The 21,833-nt window shown below is 69.7% G+C and carries 23 protein-coding genes; 14 read left to right on the forward strand and 9 right to left on the reverse strand.

Annotated elements, in window-relative coordinates; translation table 11 throughout:
- From cobS to ACO073_RS06025, 5 genes are all read left to right on the forward strand, one after another.
- Positions 1-801 (forward strand): adenosylcobinamide-GDP ribazoletransferase, encoded by an 801-nt coding sequence (cobS, locus tag ACO073_RS06005; RefSeq protein WP_421996244.1) that lies wholly within the window; start codon positions 1-3, stop codon positions 799-801.
- A 43-nt stretch (positions 802-844) separates the two neighbouring features.
- Entirely contained in the window at positions 845-1,516 is a 672-nt protein-coding gene (locus ACO073_RS06010) for a histidine phosphatase family protein (RefSeq protein ID WP_421996245.1), read from the forward strand.
- The gene (locus tag ACO073_RS06015) at positions 1,513-2,361 is read left to right on the forward strand and encodes a class I SAM-dependent methyltransferase (RefSeq protein ID WP_421996246.1); all 849 of its coding nucleotides are present in this window, start codon (positions 1,513-1,515) and stop codon (positions 2,359-2,361) included. The genes ACO073_RS06010 and ACO073_RS06015 overlap by 4 nt, the downstream gene beginning before the upstream one ends.
- Positions 2,362-2,463: 102 nt before the next feature.
- Positions 2,464-3,039: a bifunctional adenosylcobinamide kinase/adenosylcobinamide-phosphate guanylyltransferase gene (gene cobU, locus ACO073_RS06020; RefSeq protein ID WP_421996247.1), complete on the forward strand. Its 576-nt coding sequence runs from the start codon at positions 2,464-2,466 to the stop codon at positions 3,037-3,039.
- A 140-nt stretch (positions 3,040-3,179) separates the two neighbouring features.
- Entirely contained in the window at positions 3,180-3,875 is a 696-nt protein-coding gene (locus ACO073_RS06025) for a lipid-binding SYLF domain-containing protein (RefSeq protein ID WP_421996248.1), read from the forward strand.
- Here ACO073_RS06025 and ACO073_RS06030 read toward each other — a convergent pair.
- Positions 3,859-4,794, reverse strand: a complete 936-nt coding sequence (locus ACO073_RS06030; protein WP_421996249.1) for a LysR family transcriptional regulator — start codon at positions 4,792-4,794, stop codon at positions 3,859-3,861. The two genes, ACO073_RS06025 and ACO073_RS06030, sit on opposite strands and share 17 nt — an antisense overlap.
- Positions 4,795-4,895: 101 nt before the next feature.
- Between ACO073_RS06030 and ACO073_RS06035 the strand changes: the two genes are divergently transcribed.
- From ACO073_RS06035 to ACO073_RS06055, 5 genes are all read left to right on the forward strand, one after another.
- Complete coding sequence (locus ACO073_RS06035) at positions 4,896-5,279, forward strand: nuclear transport factor 2 family protein (protein ID WP_421996250.1); 384 nt, start codon at positions 4,896-4,898, stop codon at positions 5,277-5,279.
- A 122-nt stretch (positions 5,280-5,401) separates the two neighbouring features.
- Positions 5,402-6,154, forward strand: a complete 753-nt coding sequence (locus tag ACO073_RS06040; protein WP_421996251.1) for a dienelactone hydrolase family protein — start codon at positions 5,402-5,404, stop codon at positions 6,152-6,154.
- 9 nt (positions 6,155-6,163) lie between these two features.
- Entirely contained in the window at positions 6,164-6,469 is a 306-nt protein-coding gene (locus ACO073_RS06045) for a DUF6295 family protein (protein ID WP_421996252.1), read from the forward strand.
- A gap of 168 nt (positions 6,470-6,637) precedes the next feature.
- A complete protein-coding gene (locus tag ACO073_RS06050; RefSeq protein WP_421996253.1) occupies positions 6,638-7,405 on the forward strand; it encodes an SDR family NAD(P)-dependent oxidoreductase in 768 nt (255 codons plus the stop codon).
- A gap of 50 nt (positions 7,406-7,455) precedes the next feature.
- Positions 7,456-8,628, forward strand: a complete 1,173-nt coding sequence (locus ACO073_RS06055) for an LLM class flavin-dependent oxidoreductase (RefSeq protein ID WP_421996254.1) — start codon at positions 7,456-7,458, stop codon at positions 8,626-8,628.
- A 19-nt stretch (positions 8,629-8,647) separates the two neighbouring features.
- Here ACO073_RS06055 and ACO073_RS06060 read toward each other — a convergent pair whose 3' ends face one another.
- A complete protein-coding gene (locus tag ACO073_RS06060) occupies positions 8,648-9,496 on the reverse strand; it encodes a pirin family protein (RefSeq protein ID WP_421996255.1) in 849 nt (282 codons plus the stop codon).
- Between the two features lie 44 nt (positions 9,497-9,540).
- Between ACO073_RS06060 and ACO073_RS06065 the strand changes: the two genes are divergently transcribed.
- The gene (locus ACO073_RS06065) at positions 9,541-10,326 is read left to right on the forward strand and encodes a crotonase/enoyl-CoA hydratase family protein (protein ID WP_421996256.1); all 786 of its coding nucleotides are present in this window, start codon (positions 9,541-9,543) and stop codon (positions 10,324-10,326) included.
- Between the two features lie 7 nt (positions 10,327-10,333).
- Positions 10,334-11,530 carry an MFS transporter gene (locus ACO073_RS06070; protein ID WP_421996257.1) on the forward strand — a complete coding sequence of 399 codons (1,197 nt, stop codon included), beginning with the start codon at positions 10,334-10,336 and terminating at the stop codon, positions 11,528-11,530.
- Between the two features lie 10 nt (positions 11,531-11,540).
- On the opposite strand, the gene ACO073_RS06075 is transcribed toward ACO073_RS06070, so the two are convergent.
- From ACO073_RS06075 to ACO073_RS06095, 5 genes are all read right to left on the reverse strand, one after another.
- Complete coding sequence (locus ACO073_RS06075) at positions 11,541-12,590, reverse strand: patatin-like phospholipase family protein (protein WP_421996258.1); 1,050 nt, start codon at positions 12,588-12,590, stop codon at positions 11,541-11,543.
- 152 nt (positions 12,591-12,742) lie between these two features.
- Positions 12,743-13,933, reverse strand: a complete 1,191-nt coding sequence (locus ACO073_RS06080; RefSeq protein ID WP_421996259.1) for an amidohydrolase — start codon at positions 13,931-13,933, stop codon at positions 12,743-12,745.
- Between the two features lie 24 nt (positions 13,934-13,957).
- Complete coding sequence (locus tag ACO073_RS06085; protein WP_421996260.1) at positions 13,958-15,259, reverse strand: NtaA/DmoA family FMN-dependent monooxygenase; 1,302 nt, start codon at positions 15,257-15,259, stop codon at positions 13,958-13,960.
- A gap of 105 nt (positions 15,260-15,364) precedes the next feature.
- Positions 15,365-17,398, reverse strand: a complete 2,034-nt coding sequence (locus ACO073_RS06090; RefSeq protein ID WP_421996261.1) for a M10 family metallopeptidase C-terminal domain-containing protein — start codon at positions 17,396-17,398, stop codon at positions 15,365-15,367.
- A gap of 120 nt (positions 17,399-17,518) precedes the next feature.
- Positions 17,519-18,061, reverse strand: a complete 543-nt coding sequence (locus ACO073_RS06095; RefSeq protein WP_421996262.1) for an NADAR family protein — start codon at positions 18,059-18,061, stop codon at positions 17,519-17,521.
- Between the two features lie 155 nt (positions 18,062-18,216).
- Between ACO073_RS06095 and ACO073_RS06100 the strand changes: the two genes are divergently transcribed.
- Positions 18,217-19,257 carry a thioredoxin family protein gene (locus ACO073_RS06100; RefSeq protein ID WP_421996263.1) on the forward strand — a complete coding sequence of 347 codons (1,041 nt, stop codon included), beginning with the start codon at positions 18,217-18,219 and terminating at the stop codon, positions 19,255-19,257.
- 39 nt (positions 19,258-19,296) lie between these two features.
- On the forward strand, positions 19,297-20,394 hold the full coding sequence (locus ACO073_RS06105; RefSeq protein WP_421996264.1) for a hypothetical protein: 1,098 nt from the start codon (positions 19,297-19,299) through the stop codon (positions 20,392-20,394).
- Positions 20,395-20,403: 9 nt separating this feature from the next.
- Here ACO073_RS06105 and ACO073_RS06110 read toward each other — a convergent pair whose 3' ends face one another.
- Together ACO073_RS06110 and ACO073_RS06115 are read right to left on the reverse strand one after the other, a co-directional pair.
- Positions 20,404-20,952, reverse strand: coding sequence for a hypothetical protein (locus ACO073_RS06110; protein WP_421996265.1), 549 nt, complete (start codon positions 20,950-20,952; stop codon positions 20,404-20,406).
- 199 nt (positions 20,953-21,151) lie between these two features.
- Positions 21,152-21,814: a CoA transferase subunit B gene (locus ACO073_RS06115; RefSeq protein ID WP_421996266.1), complete on the reverse strand. Its 663-nt coding sequence runs from the start codon at positions 21,812-21,814 to the stop codon at positions 21,152-21,154.
- Positions 21,815-21,833 lie beyond the last annotated feature (19 nt).

Below are 21,833 nucleotides of genomic sequence, written 5' to 3' on the forward strand. Positions count from 1 at the left end.
ATGACCAGTCCCAGCGAACCGACCTTCAGCCGGCCGAGCTCCTTCGACGAGTGGCTGCAAGCCTTCAAGGAGCAGGCGACGTTCTTCACCGGTGTCCGGCTCGAAGCCGGGCCGCCGCGCTGGCCGCTGGCCGACGTGCTGCCCGTGCTGCCCGTCGTCGGTGCCGGCATCGGGCTGGCCACCGGCCTGGTCTATGCTCTCATGCGCGGCCTGGGGCCGGGCTGGCTGGCCGCGGCGCTCGCCGTCGGCGCGGGCGTGGTCATCACACGGGCCCTGCACGAGGACGGGCTGGCCGATACGGCGGACGGGCTGGGGCCGCATGCGCTCGAGCCCGCGCGCCGCCTCGAGATCATGCGCGACAGCCGCAACGGCACGTTCGGCGTGCTGGCGCTCGCCCTCACCGTGCTGATCAAGGTCGCCGCCCTGGCGCAGTTCGGCAGTGCCACCGGTCTCATCGTGCTGATCGGCGCGCATGCCCTGTCGCGCGCCGTGATCGCCTATCCGCTGCTGGCCTATTCCCCGGTGCATGCCGACGGGCTGGGCGCGATGGTGGGCAAGCCGACCGACAACGACGTTTGGCTGACCGTCGCGATCGGCGCCGGCCTCGCCTTCCTGCTGCTGCTCGGCAAGGGCTTCTTCGCGGCCCTGCTGGCGCCGCTCGCCGCCATGGCCGCCGCCTGGTTCGCCTCGCGCTGGATCGCGGACCGCATCGGCGGCTACACCGGCGACACGCTGGGCGCCGTGCAGCAGAAGGCCGAGGTCGTCTTCCTCGTGGTGGCGGCGCTGCTCATCGGTCGCTAAAGACGTTGCGGCGGCTTCCCGCTGCAACAGGAGTTACGAGCCGATGGCGACAGGGGCCAGGATCACCGGAAAGGTCACGCGCTGGTGGTGGGTGCGGCATGCGCCGGTGCCCAATCCCGAGGCGCGCTGCTACGGCCAGAGCGACAAGGACTGCGACGTCAGCAACGAGGCGCTGTTCCGCCACCAGGCGAAGCTGCTGCCCAAGGGCGCCGTCTGGTACGCCTCGAACCTGCTGCGTGCGCGCAAGACGGCCGAGCACCTCGCCCATGCAGGCGCCGAGATGGACCGGCTCAACATCGATCCCGACCTCGCCGAGCAGCATTTCGGCGACTGGCAGGGCCTCACCTATGTCGAGATCGCCCAGAAGTACGCCAACAACCACCTGTTCTGGCTGGGACCGCCGGAGTACCGCCCGCCGGGCGGCGAGAGCTTCATCGACCTGCGCGACCGCGCCGTCCGCAGCATCGATCGGCTGACCGCCGAGCATCGCGGACGCGACATCGTGGCGACGGCGCATGGCGGCACCATCCGCGCCGCTCTGGCCCATGCCTTCGACCTGCATCCCGAGGCGGCGGTGCGCTTCGAGATCGACAATGTCTCGCTGACCATGATCGAGCATTTCGAGCAGGCCGATCCGGCGCATGCCTGGCGCGTCGGCTTCGTGAACTACATGCCGCGCGAACTGGTGGTCGCAAAGGCCGCAGCGCTGGCATGAGCGACGGCAAGAGCACGGCGGAGATCGCGGCCGAGCAGGCGGCGTTCTGGAACGGGCCGGGCGGCGAGGGCTGGCTCGCCGCCTACGAGCGCATCGCACGCTCGATCGCCGAGGTCGGCGAGATCGTGCTCGCCGCGGCGCGGGCGCAGCCCGGCGAGCATGTCGTCGACATCGGCTGCGGCACCGGCGGCACGACGGCGTCGCTGGCCCGGGCGGTCGGGCCGAGCGGCCATGTCCTGGGCGTCGACATCTCCGAGCCGCTGATCGCGGCCGCCCGCCGGCAGGGCCTGCCGAATGCCACCTTCGCGGTCGGCGACGCGGCCACCCATGCCTTCGATCAGGGTGCCAGCGACCTTGTCTTCTCGCGCTTCGGGGTCATGTTCTTCGCCGATGCCGTCGGCGCCTTCCGCAACATCCGCCGGGCGCTGAAGCCGTCGGGCCGTCTCGTCTTCCTCGCGTGGCGCACGCCGCAGGAAAATCCCTGGGCCACCGCGCCGGTGCGCGCCGCGCAGCCCTTCCTGCCGCCGCAACCGAAGCCGCCGGAGGATGTCGGCCAGTTCTCGTTCGGCGATCGTGCCCGCGTCGAGCGCATCCTTTCCGAGTCCGGCTTTGCCGGGATGCGCTTCGAGCCGGTCGACCGGCCGATCTGGATGGGCGACAGCATTGCCGAGGTTCTGGCGAATGCCGGCCGCTTCGGTCCGCTGGCGCGGGCCTTCGCCGGCGCCGAGCCGGCGGCGATCGAGCAGGCCAAGCAGGCGATCGCCGAGGTGCTGGCGCCGCACGAGAAGCCCGACGGCGTGCGCCTCCCCGGTGCCTGCTGGCTGGTGACGGCGCATGCGGCCTGACGGCGTCGTTCGCTGGGGGCGCACCACTCCAGTGGCGCTCATGGGACGTTGCGATCGACGGAAGAGGCGCCCCTGGAGTGGCGCGCTCCCGGCAGAGATCTGATGGAACACATCCCGGCCTATCCGTTGCCGCCCGTGACCCTGGTGCTGGGCGGGGCGCGGTCCGGCAAGAGCACGCACGCCGAGAAGCTCGCGACCGGCACGCTGTTCGGCGGCGTGCCGCGCCCGGCCGTCTATGTCGCGACCGCCCAGGCGGGCGATGTCGAGATGGCGACCCGGATCATGGCGCATCGCGCCCGCCGCGGCGGCGCCTGGACCACGATCGAGGAGCCGCTCAACCTCGCCGAGGCGCTGGCGGCGGCCCGCAGCCACGGCCAGCCGGTGCTGATCGACTGTCTCACCCTGTGGCTCTCCAACCTGATGCTGGCGGAGGCCGATCTCGACGAGGCGGCCGACACGCTGGTGGCGTCGCTTGAGGGCTACGGCCAGCCGGTGGTGATCGTGAGCAACGAGGTGGGACTGGGGATCGTGCCGGAAACGCCCCTGGGGCGGGCTTTTCGCGATTCCCAGGGCCGCCTGAACATGCGGCTGGCCGAGCGCGCCGACCGGGTGATCCTGATGGCGGCCGGCCTGCCGCTCACCCTCAAGGACCGCCCGGCGCCCGCGCCGGCTGCTTGAGTTCTTTGTGAGGTAATTGCCCTAACCCCCTCAAATACCGCTTGATTTGTGCTAGAGTGCCAGTTGTTTGGCCTTTGGGGTGCCCCGCCGACCCTCCCTCCGGGACGGGGCGCGCCGTCCATCGCCCAAGGAGCAGAAGCATGAAGCTCGATCGCCGCACTGTCCTCACGGGAGCGACCGCCGCCCTGGCGGCTCCCATCCTGTCGGCCCTCCCGGTGCAGCCGGCGCGGGCCGATGCCCGCCGGCAGGCCCTGGTCGATTCCAGCCTCGACGCCGCCCGCAAGATCCTCGAGGGCAAGGATTATCCCGACGCGCCCCGCTACATGGAGGGCGCACGCGGCGTGCTGATCGTGCCCGAGCTGGTGCAGGGCGGCCTGATCTTCGGCCTGGCCGGCGGCCGCGGCACCCTGATGGCGCGCAGCGCGCCGCGCGACTGGAGTCCGCCCGCCTTCTACGCCATGGGCTCGGGCAGCTTCGGCCTCCAGATCGGCGCCAAGGTCTCCGAGGTCGTGTTCATCATCAAGACCGAGAAGGGCCTGAAGGCGATCCTCGATCACCGCTTCAAGTTCGGCGCCCAGGCCGGCGTGGCGCTGGCGATCGTGGGCATCGGCGTCGAGGGCGCCACCACCGCGGCGGTCGGCGCCGACATCATCGCCTTCGCGAGCTCGCTCGGCCTGTTCGCCGGCGCCTCGCTCGAAGGCTCGTACCTCGATCCCGACAACGACTGGAATGCGCTTTACTACGGCAGCGGCGCCGACACGCGCGCGATCGTGCTCGACCGCCGCTTCACCAATCCCGGCGCCGAGCCGATCCGCCAGTTCATGGCGAAGTGGTAGCCGCCCGGCCGGCGCCCAGCGAGTCCACGACGAAGTCGATGAACGCTCGCACCTTCGCCGGCACGTGGTTGCGCGAGGGATAGTAGACGTAGAGCGGGAACCGCTCGTCCGGCCAGTCGGGAAACAGGTTCACCAGCGACCGCCTCGCGAAGTGGTCGTCGAGCCCGAGGTCGATCACCTGGGCGATGCCGAAGCCGGCGAGGCAGGCGCCGAGCTTGGTCGCCGAATCGGTCACCGTCAGCCGTCCGCTGACGGCGACCGGCACGACCTCCGTTCCCCGCCGGAACTCCCAGTCGAACGCCCGCCCCGTCGCCGGATCGATGGCGTGGATGCATTCGTGGCCATCGCGGGCGAGATCGCGGGGATGGGCGGGGCGGCCGCGGCGACGCAGATAGGCCGGCGCGGCAACGGTGAGGATGCGGCCCTCGAGAAGGCGGCGGGCGATCAGCGCCGACGGCGCGGGCTCGCCGAAGCGCACCGCCAGGTCGAATCCGTCGCTCACCAGGTCGGCGATGCGGTCGCGGGTCTCGAGGCGGAGCTCCAGAGTCGGATTTCGCCGCAGGAAGGCGTTGAGGTTGGGCGACAGGACCAGGCGCGAGAACAGCGGATCGACATTGACCCGCAGCCGGCCGCTTGCGGTCTGACGCGCCTTCGCGACCTCGGCCGCCGCCTCGCCGATGCCCGCGAGGTGCGCGGCGACGCGGTCGTGGAGCGCGCGTCCCTCGTCGGTCAGGTCGACGGCCCGGCTGGTGCGATGGACCAGACGCGTGCCGAGTCGGGACTCGAGCTTGGCGATCGCCTTGCTGACGCCGGACTGAGTCATGGAGAGCCGACGGGCCGCCCGGCCGAAGCTGCGGGCGTCGGCGACGGCCGCCAGCACCACCAGGCCGTCGACCAGCCGGCTGTCGATATCGTCCATCGCCGATGCCTCCCGGTCATTCATGAGATGACAGGTCGAAGGGTGCCGCTGCGCGCGGGTTTCGGTCACGTTCGCCGCCTCGCGTCGCAAGGAGACTCCACATGGACCAGAGCCCGGACATTGTCGCCGCCATCAACGGCTATCTCGACCTCATGTACGACTCCGACGATAGTCGATTTCCCGAGGTGTTCCACGACGCCTGTCTGATCCACGGCCTGCGCGAGGACAAGCTCGTCGCCTGGTCGGCGTCGGACTTCCGCGCGGTCATGCGCGGCCGCCCTTCGCCGGCGGCGCTCGGGGCGCCGCGCGATCAGGAGATCCTGGCCGTCGAGCGCACCGCGCCCGATCTCGCGACCGCCAAGGTCCGCGTCAGGATCGCCCAGACGGGCTTCATCGATCATCTCGTCTTCCATCGCCTCGACGGCCGATGGCTGGTCACGTCGAAGGCCTTCCACGTGGCGCAGCTCTTCCCCCCGGGCGCCTAAGGCATGATGAGATTGGCTGGAACCAGCCAATCTCATCCCGCTTTGGCGCCCATCGCCGGCGCTTTGTTGCGCCCCCGGGGCGATCGTCGAATACTCGACCTTCCATGGAGGAGGAAGAGTCGATGGCATTCTACCGCGGCATGACCTGCGAGAACGTCACCCTCAAGGGCGACAAGGGTTTCGATGTGACGGCCTATGTGGCGAAGCCCTCGGGCACGGGTCCCTTTCCGGGCGTCGTGCTGATCCATCACCTGCCGGGCTGGAGCGAGTTCTACATCGAGACGACGCGGCGCTTCGCGCATCATGGCTACATGGCGATCTGCGCCAACCTGTACGAGCGCGAGGGCGGGCAGGCCAATCCCGACGATGTCGCGGCCAAGGTGCGGGCCGAGGGCGGCATCGCCGACGCGCAGATGGTCGGCGACACCGAGGCCGCGGTGAAGTGGATGCGCGCGCAGCCCGGCTGCAACGGCAAGGTCGGCGTGTTCGGCTCCTGCTCGGGCGGCCGCCATGCCGTGATCTATGCCAGCCAGAAGAAGGACGTCGACGCCTGCGTCGACCTGTGGGGCGGCCGCGTCGTGATGGGCAAGGAAGAGCTCAACGCCAAGACGCCGGTCGCACCGATCGACATGACGAAGGACCTGTCGTGCCCGCTGCTCGGCCTGTTCGGCAACGACGACCGGGCGCCCAGCCCCGAGCAGGTCGACCAGCACGAGGCCGAGCTCAAGAAGCACGGCAAGGCCTACGAGTTCCATCGCTACGATGGCGCCGGCCACGGCTTCTTCTACTGGCACCGGCCGCTCTACCGGATCGAACAGTGCATGGACGGCTGGAGCAAGGTCTTCGCCTTCTTCGGCAAGCAGCTGGCGAAGTAGGGGGCGATCATGTGCACCTCGATCGTCGAGATCGCCCATGCCGAGGGCATGGCCAAGCGCGGCGACGACTGGTTCGCGCTCAGCCAGGCCGTCGTCGCCTACGACCACGCAAGGCATGCGCCCCTGGGCGATGTCATCACCCTCGACTTCCTGAACACCGGCCTCGGCGCGGATGCCCGGGCCGGCGTCGAGCTGACGCTGGAGAGCGCCAAGGCCCTGCGGGCCGCGCTCGACCGCGCCATCGCGGCGGCCGACTACGAGGAGGCCGAGGTGCGCGGCAAGGGCGCGGTGGTGCGGCTCGTCCGCAGCGCCTGAGCGTCACGGAGAGATCGTGGCGCGATCGGAGCGCGGACCTCCAGGTCCGCGTTCCATCTTCAGTCGGCACGGCCCTTCCGCGACGCAAGGCCGCCTCCCTTGCCCCGACCGGGCCTTCTGGTAGGGATTCGGGGAACGCCGCTCCAAGCCGGCGCACGGGAGGAAGACATGGCGGGAATTCTCGACGGACATGTCGCGGCGGTGACCGGCGGCGGCTCGGGCATCGGGCAGGGGATCTGCCAGGCCTATGCCCGCGAGGGCGCGCGCGTGATCATCCTCGACGTCAACCAGGAAGGCTCGCAGGAGACGCTCGACCTGATCGCGGTCGGCGGCGGCACGGCGACGGCGCTGATGCTCGACGTGCGCGACCGCGCCGCTTGCCGCGCCGTGGCGGCCGAGATCGCCCGCACCGCGCCGGTCTCGATCCTGGTGAACAATGCCGGCATCAACCGCCGCAATCCGATCACCGGCGACGTCGATGCGGTCGCCAGGGACTGGGACGACATCCTGTCGATCAACCTGGACGGCATGTTCAACGTCACCCACGCCTTCCTGGAGCAGCTTCGGCAGACGCGCGGCCGCATCGTCAATATCGGCTCCATCCAGTCCTTCGTGCACGTGGCCTGGCCCAACTCGGCCGCCTATACGACCTCAAAGCACGGCGTGCTGGGCTTCACCCGCGCGCTGGCGGCCGAGCTCGGCAAGGACGGGGTGCGGGTCAACGCCATCGGACCCGGCCTGATCGAGACCCGGATCAACGCCGAGGCGCGGGCGAGGAATCCTGATATGGTGGCCATGGTGATGCGCCACACGCCGCTCGGCCGGGCGGGCCAGCCCTCCGACATCGCCGGGCCGGCGGTCTTCCTGGCCTCCGACCTCTCGTCCTACGTCACCGGAAGCATCGTCATGGCCGACGGCGGCTTCCGCACCGTCTGACCCGCGTCACGCGTTTCCGCCATCCGTCCCCTCCAACCCGAGGCACCGTCATGCAGGACCGCTTTCTCCGCACCGGAATCTTCCTCGCCCCCTTCCATGCGCTGGGCGAGAACCCGACGCTCGCCATCGAGCGCGACATGGAGCTGGTCGAGCATCTCGACCGGCTGAACTATCACGAGGCCTGGATCGGCGAGCATCATTCGGGCGGCTTCGAGATCATCGCCTGCCCGGAGATGTTCATCGCCGCCGCCGCGGTGCGCACGCGCAACATCCGGCTGGGCACGGGCGTGGTGTCGCTGCCCTACCATCACCCGTTCACGCTGGCCTCGCGCATGATGCAGCTCGACCACATGACGCGCGGCCGCGCCATGTTCGGCGTCGGCCCGGGCTCGCTGATCTACGACGCCGAGAAGATCGGCCTGAAGGCCGCCGACCAGCGACGCCGCATGGCCGAATCGCTCGACTGCCTGATGGAGCTGATGCGGGGCGGCACCGTCACGCGCAAGACCGACTGGTTCACCCTGAACGAGGCGTGCCTGCAGCTCAGGCCCTATTCGCAGCCCGTCATGGAGATGGCGGTGGCCTCGTCGCGCTCGCCGGTCGGCGCCGTCGCCTCGGGCAAGCACGGCATCGGCATGCTGTCGATCGGCGGCACCTCCGACGAGGCGCTGAAGGCGCATGCCAACAACTGGGCGATGCACGAGGAGGAGGCACGCAAGGCGGGCAAGGAGCCCGACCGCTCGAAGTGGCGCATCGTCACCTTTGCCCACGTCGCCGAGACCCGCGAGAAGGCGCGGGCCGACATGGCGCACGGGCTCGCCGACTTCTGCCGCTACTTCACCGACGTCGCCACCTTCCCGATCGTCCCGCCGGACATCGCCGACCCGGTGGAGTACCTGACCTCGAGCGGGCTTGCCTGCATCGGCACGCCCGACGACTGCATCCGCCACTTCGAGCGGCTGTGGCAGGGCTCCAACGGCGGCTTCGGCGCCGTCCTGCTGCTGGCCCACAACTGGGCCGACTGGGAGGCGACCAAGCGCAGCTACGAGCTGATGGCGCGCTACGTCCATCCGCACTTCCAGCGCGCTTCGAACGCGCTCAGGGTCGCGAGCTACGACGACGCCACCGTCAAGCACGCGACGGCCGGGGCGGAATCGGCGCAGGCGGTGAACGCCGAGATCGAGCGTTACGCCCAGTCCAAGGCAAAGGCGGCGGCCGAATAGGAGCCGCCGCGCCAGGCCGTCAGAACGGCACGCCTTCCAGCCGGCCCATGCGGCCGGCGAGATAGTCCTGTCGCGCCTGGACCAGCCGTTCGGGCGTGTCCATCACGAACGGGCCGGCGAACAGGATCGGGCCCTCGGCCGGCCGGCCGCCGATCAGCGCCGCCGTCGCGGCCTGCGCGCCGTCGGCCGCGAGCGTCATGCTAGCGCCTGGCGTCAGCACGGCGAGCTCCCCGGTGCCGACCGTCCCGTCGCCGATCTTGACCCCGCCGGCCAGCACGTACAGGCCGAGCTCCTGGTCCGCGTCGACGGCGAGCGTCGTCGACGCGCCGGCCGCGAGTTCGACATGGGCGAAGACGGTGGGCGTCGCCAGCACCATCGGTCCGGCGATCCCCTCGACCGATCCGGCGATCACCCGCACCTGCGCGCCCGGCCGGCGGATCTCGGGGATGTCGGCGGCGCGGAAGGAACGGTAGGTCGGCTCGGCGAGCTTCTCGGCCGGCGGCAGGCTGGTCCAGAGCTGCAGCCCGTGTCGGCCGCCCTGCGGCTGCTCGGCGTGCAGGATGCCGCGGCCGGCACGGATCCACTGGGCGTCGCCGGCGCCCAGCCGGTCGCGGAAGCCCATGCTGTCGCGATGCTCGACGCCGCCCTCGAGCAGGTAGCTCAGCACCTCGATGCCGGCATGCGGATGCGGCCGGTCGCCGATGCCGCGCGCGCTGGTGCTGCGATAGTGGTCGACGAACACGAACGGGCCGACCGAGTCACGGCCCGGTGCCGGCAGGCCGCGGAACAGCCGCATGGCGCCGTCGTCGATGACGCGCTGTGCCGGCAGGCGGGCCGCGATGCGGCGGGTTTCGGTCGCAGCGTTCATCCCGTGTATGGTGCCTCGAAGAAAGCTTCAGGAGGAACGCCAGAATGGCACGCGACGACGTCCTGGTCGAACGCGACGGTCCGGTGACGACCGTGATCATCAACCGGCCGCAGGCGCGCAATGCCTGCCGTGTCGAGACCGTGAAGGCGCTGCACGACGCGTTCATGGCGTTCGAGGCCGACGACACGGCGAAGGTCGCCGTGCTCACCGGACAGGGCGGCACCTTCTGCGCCGGCGCCGATCTCAAGGAACTGGCGAGCGGCGAGGCGCTGGGCTTCTGCTGGGCCGGCGAGGACAAGGGCGTGACGCGCCGGACGCTCGCCAAGCCGGTGATCGCCGCCGTCGAGGGCCATGCGGTGGCGGCCGGCCTGGCGCTGGCGGTGTGGTGCGACCTGCGCGTCGCCGACGAGACGGCGGTGTTCGGCGTGTTTTGCCGGCGCTACGGCGGGCCGATGCCGAACGGCTGCACGGTGCGCCTGCCGCGCCTGATCGGCCAGAGCCGCGCCCTCGACATGATGCTGACCGGCCGCGCCGTCGAGGCCCCTGAGGCGCACGCCATCGGGCTCGCCAACCGCCTGGTGGCCAAGGGCGAGGCGCGCCGCGAGGCCGAGCGCATGGCCTATCAGCTTGCCGGCCTGCCGCAGACCGCGCTGCTGTCGGACCGCCAGTCGCTGCTCGGCCAGTGGGACTTCCCCGAGGACGAGGCGATCCGCCGCGAGATCGCGGGCAGCGCGGCGGCGTTCCAGGAGGGCTTCCAGTCGGGCGCGCAGCGCTTCGTGGCGGGTGTCGGCCGGCACGGCGACGGGGCGGGAGGGCCGGCGGGCCGCTGACGGCGTCGTGCCGCGAGTGCCGCCGGTGCGCCAAAGCTTTCCCGCCGACTTCTGGCGACTGTGGTCGGTCGGCCTGATCACCTCGGTCGTGCGCTGGCTGGAGACCGTGGTGGTGGGCGTGGTCGTCTATCGCGAGACCGGCTCGCCGTTCCTGGTCTCGATGGTCACCATGCTGCGGCTGCTGCCGATGGGCCTGTTCGGCGCCGTGCTCGGCGCCTATGTCGAGCGCCTCGATCGCCGCCGCTTGCTGGCGCTGATGATGGCCATCCTGGTCGTCACTTCGGGCGTGCTGGCGATCGTGGCGGCCTTCGGGCTCCTTCAGGTCTGGCATCTCGCCGTCGGCGCCCTGATCAACGGCTTCGGCTGGCTCACCGACAATCCGCTCCGCCGCACCATGATCGGCGACAGCGTCGGCCGCGAGCGCATGCCGACCGCCATGGCGCTCGACGTGCTGGCGCAGAACGCCAGCCGCATGATCGGGCCGACGCTCGGCGGCGTCGTGCTGGTCGCGGGCGGCATCGAGGGCACGTTCATGCTGTGCGCGGGCCTCTATCTCCTGGCGGTCGGTGCGACGCTGTCGGTGCGGCGCCAGCCCGTTCCTGCCAGCCGGCCGCAGCCGGTGCTGGCGCGGGTGCGCGAGGGGCTCGCGGCGGTGATGGCCGACCGGCGGCTGGCCGCGATCCTGGCGGTCACGATCGTCTACAACCTGTTCGGCTGGCCCTGCACGAGCATGATCCCGGTGATCGGCCGCGACCAGCTCGCGCTGGGACCGGAAGGCGTCGGCCTGCTCACCAGCATCGACGGCGTCGGCGCGTTCGCGGCCGCGCTGCTGCTGGCCTGGCGCCTGTCGGCGCGCTGGCATGCCGCGTCCTATGTCGGCGGCGTCGCGCTCTACCAGCTCGCCTTCATCGGCTTCGCCCTGGCGCCGGGCGTGGTGTCGGCCTCCGGTGCGCTGCTGTTTACCGGGCTGGCCGGCGCCTCCTTCTCCACCCTGCAGGCGACGCTGGTCTATCTCGCCGCGCCGCACGAGATGCGCTCGCGCATCATGGGCGTGCTCTCGGTCTGCATCGGCACGGGGCCGCTCGGCTTCCTGTGGCTGGGCTGGCTCGCCGACCGGGTCGGCGCGCCGACGGCGACCGCGGCCACGGGCGCGCTCGGCCTCGTCGTCCTGCTCGCGCTGCGACCGATGTGGCGGCGGATCTAGGGCCCCTTGGTCAGCTCCAGAAGGCGGTGATCTTCGGCGCCTCGATCTTGGCGCGCGCATAGCCGGCTCGCAGCGCCGGCTCGATCTGGCGCGGGTCGAGCAGGTTCACGCCGGGCGGCGTGCCGGCGATGATCAGCATGGCCTTGGTACCTGTCGCTTCCAGGTCCTTGATCTCGTTGTGGATGTTGTGCGGGATGCCGCTCAGCAGCGAGCCCTCGTAGCCGTTGGTCAGCGTGACGACGATCGCGCGCTTCGAGCCCGCCACGAGGTCGGTATGCGCCCAGGTACGCGAGATGCCGCCGTCCATGCAGTAGCGCTGGCCGAGCAGGGTGGGTCCGATGATGCCGGGCAGCGACGAGCTCGCACCCGCGGCGTGGGCGAGCGGGATGCCGTTGCGCTTCGCCACCTCCTGGCTCACGACCAAACGCTCGCCCGTGTAGCAGTCGTTCGCCGTGGTGAACATCTTGGCGGGCGGCCAGCCGGTGCGGCTGTCGCCGGTCAGCAGCCAGGCCATGCGCTCGACGCCGTCGCCGTTCAGCTTGTTGTCGGCCGCCAGCGCCGCCCGCCCGATCGCGCGGATCGTGGCCGGGTCGCCGTTCTTTGCGTTGAAGTTGATCTCCTGCGCCCGCTTCTGGCTGATGTTGGGCGCGGTGACCGGCGCCATCTTGGCGAACAGGGCGGGGAAATGGCCGAAGAACTCGAAGGCGTCGCGCAGACGCCAGAAGTGGCCCGACGTCAGGCTGGAGCCGGCATAGGCGCCGGCCGAGGTGCCGACCACCATCTCGGCGACGTCGAGGTCGACCCCCTGCTCCTTCAGCCCATGGAAAAAGCCGCAATACCAGGCGACGTAGTATTCGCCGCCGCCGCCCAGCACCAGCGTGCGGTCCTTGCCGCGCGCCAGGTCCGAGACGGTGGGTGTCTCGGGCACCGGCCGCGCCATGCCGTCGCCGGCGAACAGCTTGCGCGAGATCTCGGCGGCCATCGCCTCGATGTCCTGCGGATCGGCCGCGCGGGCGCGCGGACCCGGTGCCAGGCCGGCGGCGGCGACGCCCGCCGCCAACCCGATGGACCCCGCAAATCGACGTCGAGACCAGACGGACATGGCTCACCCTGCAATCGTGGAGCCTGACCATAGATCGGAACCGCCGCCCCTGTCGCGGCGGCGGCGTCGCGGCGGCGGCGTCGCGACGGCCTGCCGCGGGAGAAGGGCGATCAGCCGGCGCGATTCGAGGTCGCGAACTCCTCGCGCACCGCAGCGAGCAGGCCGGGATCGACGGCGAGGTCGATGGCGGTCATGGCCATGGCCTTGGCCGAGGCCAGGATGCAGGCCTCGGCGGCGGGACCGATCGAGGCGGCGTGGAACTCGTGGCTGTGGGGCGGCACGTCGCGCGCCGTCATCGCCATCTGCGGCTGGATGGTCGGCACGAACCAGCTCACGTTGCCGGTGTCGCCCGACCAGGCGCCCGACAGCTCGTCGCGCGGCCGCGTCGCGAGCCCGAGCGCGCGCATGTTGGCGTCGTAGCGGCCGGCCAGCGCGGCATTGCTCAGGAGCTCGCGCCCCGGTCGGTCGTTCCAGGTGCGCTCCAGCTTTGCGCCGGTCATCTGGGCGGCGCCGGCCAGGCAGGCGTCGATGCGTGGGATCACCGTCGCCAGGGTCGCGGCGTTGTTGGCGCGGACGGTCAGCACGGCGGTGACATGGTCGGGAATCACCTGCGGAAGCGTGCCGCCCTTGGTGATGATCCAGTGCACGCGGACGTCGGACGGAAGCTGCTGGCGCAGCGCGCCGATGCCGTTCAGCGCCAGCAGCAGCGCGTCGAGGGCATTGACGCCGAGCTCGGGCCGCGCCGCCGCATGCGCCGCCTTGCCGAAATAGCCGACCTGGACGCGGGTCGCGCCGACGGTGCGCGAATGGGCGATGTTGTCCATGCCGGGATAGACCAGCATCATCGCGTCGATCCCGTCGAAGAAGCCCTCGCGGTGCAGGATGTTCTTGCCGCCGCCGCCTTCCTCGCCCGGCGTGCCGAGCGCGAGGCCGGTGCCGCCCACCGTCCCGACGACGGCGGCATAACCGATGGCCGCGCCGACGCCAGCCGCCGCGACGACGTTGTGGCCGCAGCTCTGGCCGTAGACCGGCAGCCCGTCATACTCGCACAGGAAGGCGATGCGCGGTCCCGGCTTCGACGCGGTCGTGGTGGCGCGGAACGCCGTCTTCAGCGAGCCCAGCCCCTCCTCGACGGCGAGTCCGGCGTCGCGCAGCGCCCGGCACTGCCAGGCCTGCGCCTTCACTTCCTCGAAGCTCAGCTCGACCTCGGCATGCATCCGGTTGCTGATGTCGAACAGCGTCGCGGCCTGCGCGTCGATCGCGCGGCAGGCGGCATCTTTCAGGGCGTCACGGTCGGTCACGTCCGTCTCCTGCCGGTGGCGGCGTCAGAAGGCGAGCAGGTTGTCACGAAAGTGCTGGTGCTCGTAGGCCCGTCGCGTCGCTCCGCGGCGCTGCAAGGCCGGGGCGAGGCCGTCGGTGATCTCGGCCATGTAGCGGCGGGTCAGGTTGCCGGTGAACACGAAGCCATCGCCGCCGACCTCCTCCATGAGCTCGGCCATCTGGCCCGCGACCTGCTCGGCCGTGCCGACCAGGTCCTCGTAGCCGTAGCGGTAGTTTTGCGCGATCTCGCGCAGGGTCCGGCCCTGCTTCAGGAAGCGCTTCAGCGTGCCCTGCTGGCCGTTGGTGGTGAGCTCGCCGATCGGCGCATCGATGTCGAAGGTCGAGAAGTCGATGTCCGTGAGGCTGCCCATCTGCGCCAGGGCGAGCTCGGGGGCCGCGTCCCGCTGGGCCTGGCGTCGACGCACGCGCTCGCGCGCCTCCTCCTCGCTCTCGCCGACCGTCGGCGAGGCCACGAACATCACCTTGCACGTGTCGGGGTCGCGGCCGGCGGCCGCCACCTTCCGGCGCATCTGGTCGCGGAACGCCTTCATCTCCCCGACGGTGCTGACCGCGCACAGGACCGCGTCCATGCGCCGGGCCGCGAAGTCCTGGCCCTGCGGCGAGTTGCCCGCCTGGATCAGCACCGGCTGGCCCTGCGGCGGGCGGGCGGTGTTGAGCGGGCCGCGCGAGGCGAAGAAGCGGCCCTTGAAGTCGATCGTCCGGACGCGCGAGGGCTCGACGAAGGTGCCCGTCCCGGGGTCCATGACGATCGCGTCGGCGTCCCACGACGACCAGAGCTGCAGGACGACCTCGACGAACTCCGCCGCCATCTCGTAGCGCAGGTCGTGCTCGATGTGGGCATCGAGGCCGAAATTCTGGGCGGCGCGCTCGGCCGTGGAGGTGACGAAGTTGCAGCCCACGCGCCCGTTCGACATCAGGTCGAGCGTCGCGATCAGCCGGGCCAGCAGATAGGGCGGATAGAAGCTGGTGGAGATCGTCGGCACGACGCCGAGCCGGCTCGTCGCCTGCGTCATCAGGGGAACGAGCGGAAGCGGATCGTTCTTGGGCGCCCGGAGCGCGCGCTTCAGGTAGAAATCCATCGAGCCGCCCCAGTTGTCGGGGACGAATACCGAGTCCTCGAGCAGCACGAAATCGAAGCAGGCGCGTTCCGCCGCCTTCGCGAGGTCGACATGCAGGTCGGGCCGCATCCAGTCCTCGCCGCCGGTCCCGCCCCAGGGCTGGTTCCAGCCGTGCACGCCGAAGCTGTTGCCGAGAAACCAGCCGAGATGGAAGGGGTCGGACGCCAAGAAGCCCTCTCAAAGTGTGTCCGAGCGCCTTGCAAACGGCGGACCATGCGGTGAGACCACGACGCGCGCGAGCGTGCGCCGGCAGGTCTGTCGGGCCGTACCGGGTCAGACGAAGAAGACGTCGTCGCGGCTCGCGAGGACGGTGAGCAGCACGTCCTGGAAGTCGTTGTCGCCCGTGCCCGCCGGCAGGTCCTCGAAGCCGAGTTGCAGCACGCGCCCGCCGGGTGCGGTTCCCGACAGGACCTGATCGGCATGCCCGGGATTGAGGTCCTGGAAGGAGTGGAAGACGACGGCATCGAGGATGCCGCGCGTGGCGCTCTGCAGGACCAGCGGCAATCCACCGAAGGCGTTGCCGGGCGTCAGCGATCCCTGGTTCAGGAAGGAAAGGTCTTCCGGCAAAGCCCCGAAGCGATCGAAGCCGTCCTGGATCAGGAAGAAGCCGATCTGCTCGCCGGAGGCCGGAATGCCGAGGCTGATCGTCGTCTGGCCGGGAGCGTGGGCGTTGGCGAACAGGATGTCGACGCCACGGATCGTGCCGTCGGCGGCGACCGTGTACCAGCCCACCGTGTTGTTGAAGGAAGAGATCCCGCCGTTCAGGGTTGCCGAGAACCGGACCAGGCCATCGCCGGTCAGGAAGGACTGGTTGGCGATGCCGTTGACGGCCTGTGGCGCGACGCTCACGCCTTCGAACAACGTAGGCAGGAAGGGCTCGAAGGTGATCTCGGTGTGCAGTCCAACGCCGGACGCGCGGGCAACCGCCATGAAATCGCCGCCGGAGTAGACGCCCTCCAGCAGCATTTCGGTCTCGCCCATGGTCAGCGTCGTGCTGCCGCCGGACTGCGCAACCCCGAGCTGAAGGCGGCCGATCAGCGCACCGGCGACGTCGATGGTCGTGCTCTGGCCGAAATCGAACACGGTGTCGCCGTCCATGTTCTCGAACGTGTCGCGCAGCACGTTCAGCCCGCCGCCGGGATGCAGCGTGTCGGGATCGGCGCCGCCGGTCAGGATGTCGTTGCCGAGTCCTCCCCGCAGGTCGTCGCTTCCGTCGCGGCCGTCGAGCGTCGAACCGACATCGGAAGCGATGATCCTGTCGTTGCCGCTGCCCCCGATGCCGGTCTCGATGACGGTGCCGAAGGCGATGCCGATGTTGTTGGTCTTGCCGCCGGCGCTCGAGAACGTGCCCGCGTTGAGGTTGATGAGCGCATCGTCCGAGAAGCCGGACAGGTCGAGCGTGTTGCCGCGGCCGCTCTCCCAGATCGTGACGATGGGATTGTGGTTGAGGTTGAAATCATAGAACTGCCCGATCGGGCCTTCGATATTGGCGTTGAATCCGAAGACGTGACCGCCACCCGTCAACGGCCCGGTGGTCGCGGCACCGTAGAGGCGCTGGATCGCCAGGATGTCGAGCATCATCGGGGTCAGCGGCTCGTAGTGCTTGCCGGTGGAATCGGTCCCCCAGCTCGTGCCCGTGACGGGATAGCTCTCGGCGTAGCGGCCGTCCTCGTGCGGCTCGAAGTAAGACATGATCGACCACAGCGTCATGTCGTAGGGCGAGAACTGTTGCGACGCGACGTTGTTGGAGTTGTACGGCCCGGCATGGCCGAGGCCGAGCATGTGCCCAAGCTCATGGATCAGCGTCGAATAGGCGCCGTTGGCCTTCGAACCGATATCGGGACCGAGCGTGCCGAACGACGACGGCTGGTAGGAGATCTGGAGCTTGTCGCCGTCGCTGTCGAGGGGCGGCGGCGAGGTGAGCCTGTCGCCGCCGATCGGCACCGGCGTCGGGCTGCCCGGCGTCCAGAATGCGCCGTCGGTTCCGCGCACGATCAGGAAGTCGGAGGCCGCGGCGCTGGCTGCCTCCGTGATGCTGACGTTGGCGACGGCCATCCAGAGGGCCATGCAGGCTTCGAACGCGCCTTGCTCGTCCGGCGTCCAGCCCGAGTTGTCGTCGAACCAGTAGGTGACAGAGCCTGAGGTGCCAGGCAGCGTGTCGCCCCATTTTGCCGCCGTCGACGATGTCTCGTTGTACTCGGCAGGGTTCGTGCGACTGAGCCAGGTCCGGAAGGCCGTGGCTGCGATGCGGTCGTTTTCGTCCACACCACTCAGGAACGCGACAACGGACTCGTAATCGGACGACATGGGAACCAGATTTTACTGACTTATTCTGGCCTTCGATGCCGTCGCTGGCAATGGTTGTCAGGTCGAGGCGACAGGTCTCGCGCGTGCCCCGAAGGTCCGCCGGCACTCGCGCCGCGGCCGTCACGCTCGCTGCAATCCTCCATCCGATCGAAGCTGGCTCCGGACCTCCATCAGAACCCGCCCGGCCCAGTTGAGGCCGGCGCCGTCCGGCCCGGTGCCCCAGAACGGCTCGCCGGGCGAATCCTCGACCAGCTCGGCGTCGCCGGTCGCCAGCAGCAAGGCCGCGAGGTCCGGATTCTGCGCAAACTTGGCGTGGTCGGCACGACGCATGATGTCGAGCTTCACCTCATGCCAGTCGGGGCGCGGCTGCTCGCCGTGCCGGCGGAACCATGAGTCCCGCGAGATCCGGCGCGGCGCCGCCGGCGGCGCGGCAAGGCGCTTGGCCAGACCGGGATGAACGGCCGCCCGGATGGCCGCCCCGTATCGAGGATCGGCCGATTTCTGTGCCTGATAATGGTGCTCGACCGTGGGCCAGCCTTCGCCGTCGAGGGTGATCGGGCTGTGATAGAAATGCGAGAGAAAGCCGAACCGGGCGCGATCCCGACCGAAGTAGAGGATCCGGTTGTCAGGTGGGACAACGACGTCTGGGGTATGGATGACCATCGCGCGAAGACCGGGTCATGGGCTTTGCACCTTCGCGGTGCATGGGGGATAGTCTTTCAACCCTATCGCTGTCGAGGTCGTCGATGAAGCGTGCGTTCCTGATCGCGCTTTTCTGTCTCTCGGGATTGTCAGGGGCCTTTGCGCAAGGCCTTGCGATGTACGACGTCGCGGGAAGCGATTTTGATCGAAAGGTGATCGCGGAATCGGCCAATCAGCCGGTGGTCGTGATGTTTCGCAGCGACAGTTGCCCACCCTGCAACAAAATGGTCGTCGAGGCGCCCCAGATGGCCTTTGCCGCGTTCGCCGGCAAGGTGAAATTCTACACGGTCGATGTCGGGGTCGAACGTGCGCTGGCCGCGAAGTACCAAGCCACCGATCCGCCGCGGGTCGTCGTCTTCCGGAACGGCGAGCCCGTCGCCTCGATCGCCGGGGCGCAGGACAGGATGCCTCTGTTCCAGTTCTTCGCGGCCCAGGCCGGCCCGGGGGCGAGGCAGGCCTACCAGAAGCCGCCGGCCGCCTTCGAGGTCAAGCGGCCGCCCGGCGCCGAGCTCAAGATGATCGGCAGCTGGACGATCGAGCGCAGCGGCGACGGCATCGCCCACGGCCTGCGGGCCGACAGGTACCTGCGCCGGGTCGACGAGGCGACGGCCGGACGATGGACGGTGTCGGGTTCGGCCGCGCTGTCGCTGGGCTACGACGTCGGGAAGCGGGAGACGATCTGCTACGTCGGCTATTCCCAGGAGATCACGCGACCCGCGAGCGCGGGCGACAAGGGCTTCGACTTGCAGAAGCAGGGCGCCAAGGTCGTCGTCGAGCATCCCGGTGGTCCGGTGTTCATGAAGCTCGACGGCGAGCAGGTGGCAAAGCTGCCTGACCCGCTGACCCTGCAGGCCGCCGAGACGGCGAAAGCCGTCGACACGGGCCGCACCCTGCAGATCGCGCCGTTGCAGGGCAGGTCCCGCTTTCACTCGGTCGTCGCCAATCAATACCTGGCGGGCATCGGCGGCATGACGCCGAAGCGGTTCGAGGAGCTCCTCGTCAAGGCCCGGTCCGCCTCGTTCTCGATCGTCGTCGACGGCCATAGCGTGGTCCTGAGCGAGATCGCCCTGGAGGACACGCAGAAGGCGCTCGCCTATCTCAAGGCGGAGCGGGCCTATGCGGCGCAGCGGCAGAACGCCATCGGATTGCCGCGCTGAGGAAGGCTTCGGCGAGCCGGGTCGCCTGGGGAGAGTCGCATGATCCTTGGAAACCGCCGCATCGCGGCCTTCGTTTCACTGCTCCTGTCGTCCGCCGCGGCGGTTCCGGCCAGCCACGGGCAGGGCAGGGGCGACTACGACAGCAGCAAGCAAGTCCAGCCGCCCCGGGAAGCCCCCCAGAAGGTGCCTCTGGACATGTCGAAGGAGCGCCAGCGATGGCTCTTCGCCCGCGCGTGCGACTCCAGCGTGTCGACCTGGGAAGGCGGCGGGGACTGGGTTCTCTGCACGGGGTTTGCCGGCGACGGGACGCCGGCGGGGAAAGGCCATCTGTTCCTGGCGGACCGGGCGATCGCGGCCGGACCCGGCAAGACGATCAAGGACGCCAGCACCGCCGGCGCCGTCTGCGAGCTCGACATCACCTATATGGAGTCCGCCGGCGTCCGCCCCGTGCTCGTGTGCGAGTTCCTCGGCGCCGATCTGGCGAAGCAGCAGATCCGCATCCTGGCAGACGGGGCGGATGTCGCCCGGTTCACGCCCACCGCGAAGGTCGAGAGATACGAGCTCGCTGCGGCCTTCGGAGGGGACGGCCGGCGGATGGCCGCCCTCCGCAACATCGAGGTCGTCCTTATCGCCGGCGGAAAGAGCGTGACGATTCTCAAGGCGCGGGTCTCGGATCTCAGGGCCGGCATCAGCACGATGATCCGCGCGGTGAACGATCAGGATGCCCTTGCCGCCCTGGCCGCGCCGGCCCCCGGCTCGCGCCGTCAGGACAAGAGCTGCTTCCTGACGGAGGCCTGCTGTGCGGAGGTGGGTTTGACGGACGACTGCTTCGAGCTGACCGCCCTTCGGCGCTACCGCGATCGCGTGCTGGCCCCGAGCCCCGGCGGCGCTGACGAGATCGGCCTCTACTATGCGCTGGCGCCGGTGTTCCTGCCCGCGCTTCGCAGCGAGCGACACCGGCGGACCCTGCTGCGTCTCTACTTCACGCACATCCTTCCCTGCGCCCTGCTGGCGACGCTTGGGCTGAACGACGCCGTCCACCGCCGATACAGGGACATGCTGGTGCGTCTGTGCACGCGCCTGGCGCCGGCCTGGCTGCCGCCGGTGCAGCAAGTGGTGCAGCGCGCCCGGCGATAGGATCCTGGCCTACTGCTTCTGCATTTCCTTGAGCAGTTCCCTCGTTCCCCCCGCGGGCCGGCAGGTCGTGCCCGTCCAGGCGCAGCCGAACAGGCCGCCGGTGCACGCTTCCTTCGTGAGCCCGGTGCAGCTCGTGGCGCGGTTGTGCTGGTAGATGCCGAACTGGGTGCAGACCGGCGAGTACTTGGCCGCACAGGCATCCGCGATCTTCGCGCGCATCTGCGCGGGATCGTCCGCGGGCTGCTGGCCGAGGGCGGACAGCAGGAAGGCCTTGAACTCGGCCCAGGGGATGAGGTTGGCCTTGGCCGTCTCGACCTCGGCCGGTGACGGCGGGGTCGGCGCCGGCTCGACGCCGCTCTGCCTGCCGAGGACGTAGGCGACGAGGTCGCTCAGCCCGACATCCAGCACCTTCTCGATCCCGCGCTCGATCACGACGCACGTGATGAGGACCTTCATCGAGCCGGCGCAGCCCTTGATCTCCTTGTAGACTTGAGCGTGGGCGCCGGCGGAGCTCAGCGACAACAGCGCACCCAGCATCACTGCAGCAACGTATCGCATGACCGATCGCTCCCGACTGCCCCCGGAACGGGAGAGGCCGGACTCTGGCACCACCCGATCTCGGGAACAACCCTTTGGGACGATGGGTCCGCTTTCGCCTTGGCGAAAGCGACGAGCGGCAGCGTGGGAGATGTGAAATGCCTGCTGACGGCGCGCCGCGAGTGAGGCCGCCAGAGAAGTGGCAGCCGCGCCCAGTTTCCTACGCCGGCACTTTCACGCCGGCGCCGATCGCGAGCTTTGCCTTGGTCTTGGCCTTGACCTCGTCGACGGTGACGCCGTCGGCCAGCTCGACCAGGGTCACGCCGCCGTCGCCCGTCTTGTCGATGGTGAAGACGCCGAGCTCCGAGATCACCATGTCGACCACGCGCCGGCCCGTGAGCGGCAGCGTGCATTCCTGGAGGAGCTTCGAGGCGCCGTCCTTGGAGACGTGCTCCATGGTGACGATCACCTTGCGCACGCCGGCCACCAGGTCCATGGCGCCGCCCATGCCCTTCACCATTTTGCCGGGGATCATCCAGTTGGCGAGGTCGCCGTTCTCGGCCACCTCCATGGCGCCCAGGATCGACAGGTCGATATGGCCGCCGCGCACCATCGCGAAACTGTCGGCCGACGAGAAGTAGGACGTGCCCTTGAGCTCGGTCACGGTCTGCTTGCCGGCGTTGATGATGTCGGGATCGACCTCGTTGTCGAGCGGGAAGGGGCCGACCCCCAGCATGCCGTTCTCGCTCTGCAGCGTGATGTCGACATCCTCGGGCACGTAGTTCGACACCAGGGTCGGGATGCCGATCCCGAGGTTGACGTAGAAGCCGTCCTTCAGCTCCTTGGCGGCGCGCGCCGCCATCTGCTCGCGGGTCCAGGCCATGGTCTTGGCTCCTCTCGTC

Origin of the sequence: Reyranella sp. (assembly GCF_965229815.1) — a bacterium.
GTDB lineage: Bacteria > Pseudomonadota > Alphaproteobacteria > Reyranellales > Reyranellaceae > Reyranella.

Bases quoted from the DNA above. Each gene is read 5' to 3' on its own strand.
- ACO073_RS06040 (WP_421996251.1), top strand. From the start codon at position 5,402: ATGGCATTCTACCGCGGCATGACCTGCGAGAACGTCACCCTCAAGGGC.
- ACO073_RS06115 (WP_421996266.1), bottom strand. From the start codon at position 21,814: ATGGCCTGGACCCGCGAGCAGATGGCGGCGCGCGCCGCCAAGGAGCTG.
- ACO073_RS06100 (WP_421996263.1), top strand. From the start codon at position 18,217: ATGTACGACGTCGCGGGAAGCGATTTTGATCGAAAGGTGATCGCGGAA.
- ACO073_RS06010 (WP_421996245.1), top strand. From the start codon at position 845: ATGGCGACAGGGGCCAGGATCACCGGAAAGGTCACGCGCTGGTGGTGG.
- ACO073_RS06045 (WP_421996252.1), top strand. From the start codon at position 6,164: ATGTGCACCTCGATCGTCGAGATCGCCCATGCCGAGGGCATGGCCAAG.
- cobS (WP_421996244.1), top strand. From the start codon at position 1: ATGACCAGTCCCAGCGAACCGACCTTCAGCCGGCCGAGCTCCTTCGAC.
- ACO073_RS06110 (WP_421996265.1), bottom strand. From the start codon at position 20,952: ATGCGATACGTTGCTGCAGTGATGCTGGGTGCGCTGTTGTCGCTGAGC.
- ACO073_RS06090 (WP_421996261.1), bottom strand. From the start codon at position 17,398: ATGTCGTCCGATTACGAGTCCGTTGTCGCGTTCCTGAGTGGTGTGGAC.
- ACO073_RS06060 (WP_421996255.1), bottom strand. From the start codon at position 9,496: ATGAACGCTGCGACCGAAACCCGCCGCATCGCGGCCCGCCTGCCGGCA.
- ACO073_RS06105 (WP_421996264.1), top strand. From the start codon at position 19,297: ATGATCCTTGGAAACCGCCGCATCGCGGCCTTCGTTTCACTGCTCCTG.
- ACO073_RS06035 (WP_421996250.1), top strand. From the start codon at position 4,896: ATGGACCAGAGCCCGGACATTGTCGCCGCCATCAACGGCTATCTCGAC.
- ACO073_RS06015 (WP_421996246.1), top strand. From the start codon at position 1,513: ATGAGCGACGGCAAGAGCACGGCGGAGATCGCGGCCGAGCAGGCGGCG.
- cobU (WP_421996247.1), top strand. From the start codon at position 2,464: ATGGAACACATCCCGGCCTATCCGTTGCCGCCCGTGACCCTGGTGCTG.
- ACO073_RS06050 (WP_421996253.1), top strand. From the start codon at position 6,638: ATGGCGGGAATTCTCGACGGACATGTCGCGGCGGTGACCGGCGGCGGC.
- ACO073_RS06025 (WP_421996248.1), top strand. From the start codon at position 3,180: ATGAAGCTCGATCGCCGCACTGTCCTCACGGGAGCGACCGCCGCCCTG.
- ACO073_RS06065 (WP_421996256.1), top strand. From the start codon at position 9,541: ATGGCACGCGACGACGTCCTGGTCGAACGCGACGGTCCGGTGACGACC.
- ACO073_RS06095 (WP_421996262.1), bottom strand. From the start codon at position 18,061: ATGGTCATCCATACCCCAGACGTCGTTGTCCCACCTGACAACCGGATC.
- ACO073_RS06055 (WP_421996254.1), top strand. From the start codon at position 7,456: ATGCAGGACCGCTTTCTCCGCACCGGAATCTTCCTCGCCCCCTTCCAT.
- ACO073_RS06030 (WP_421996249.1), bottom strand. From the start codon at position 4,794: ATGGACGATATCGACAGCCGGCTGGTCGACGGCCTGGTGGTGCTGGCG.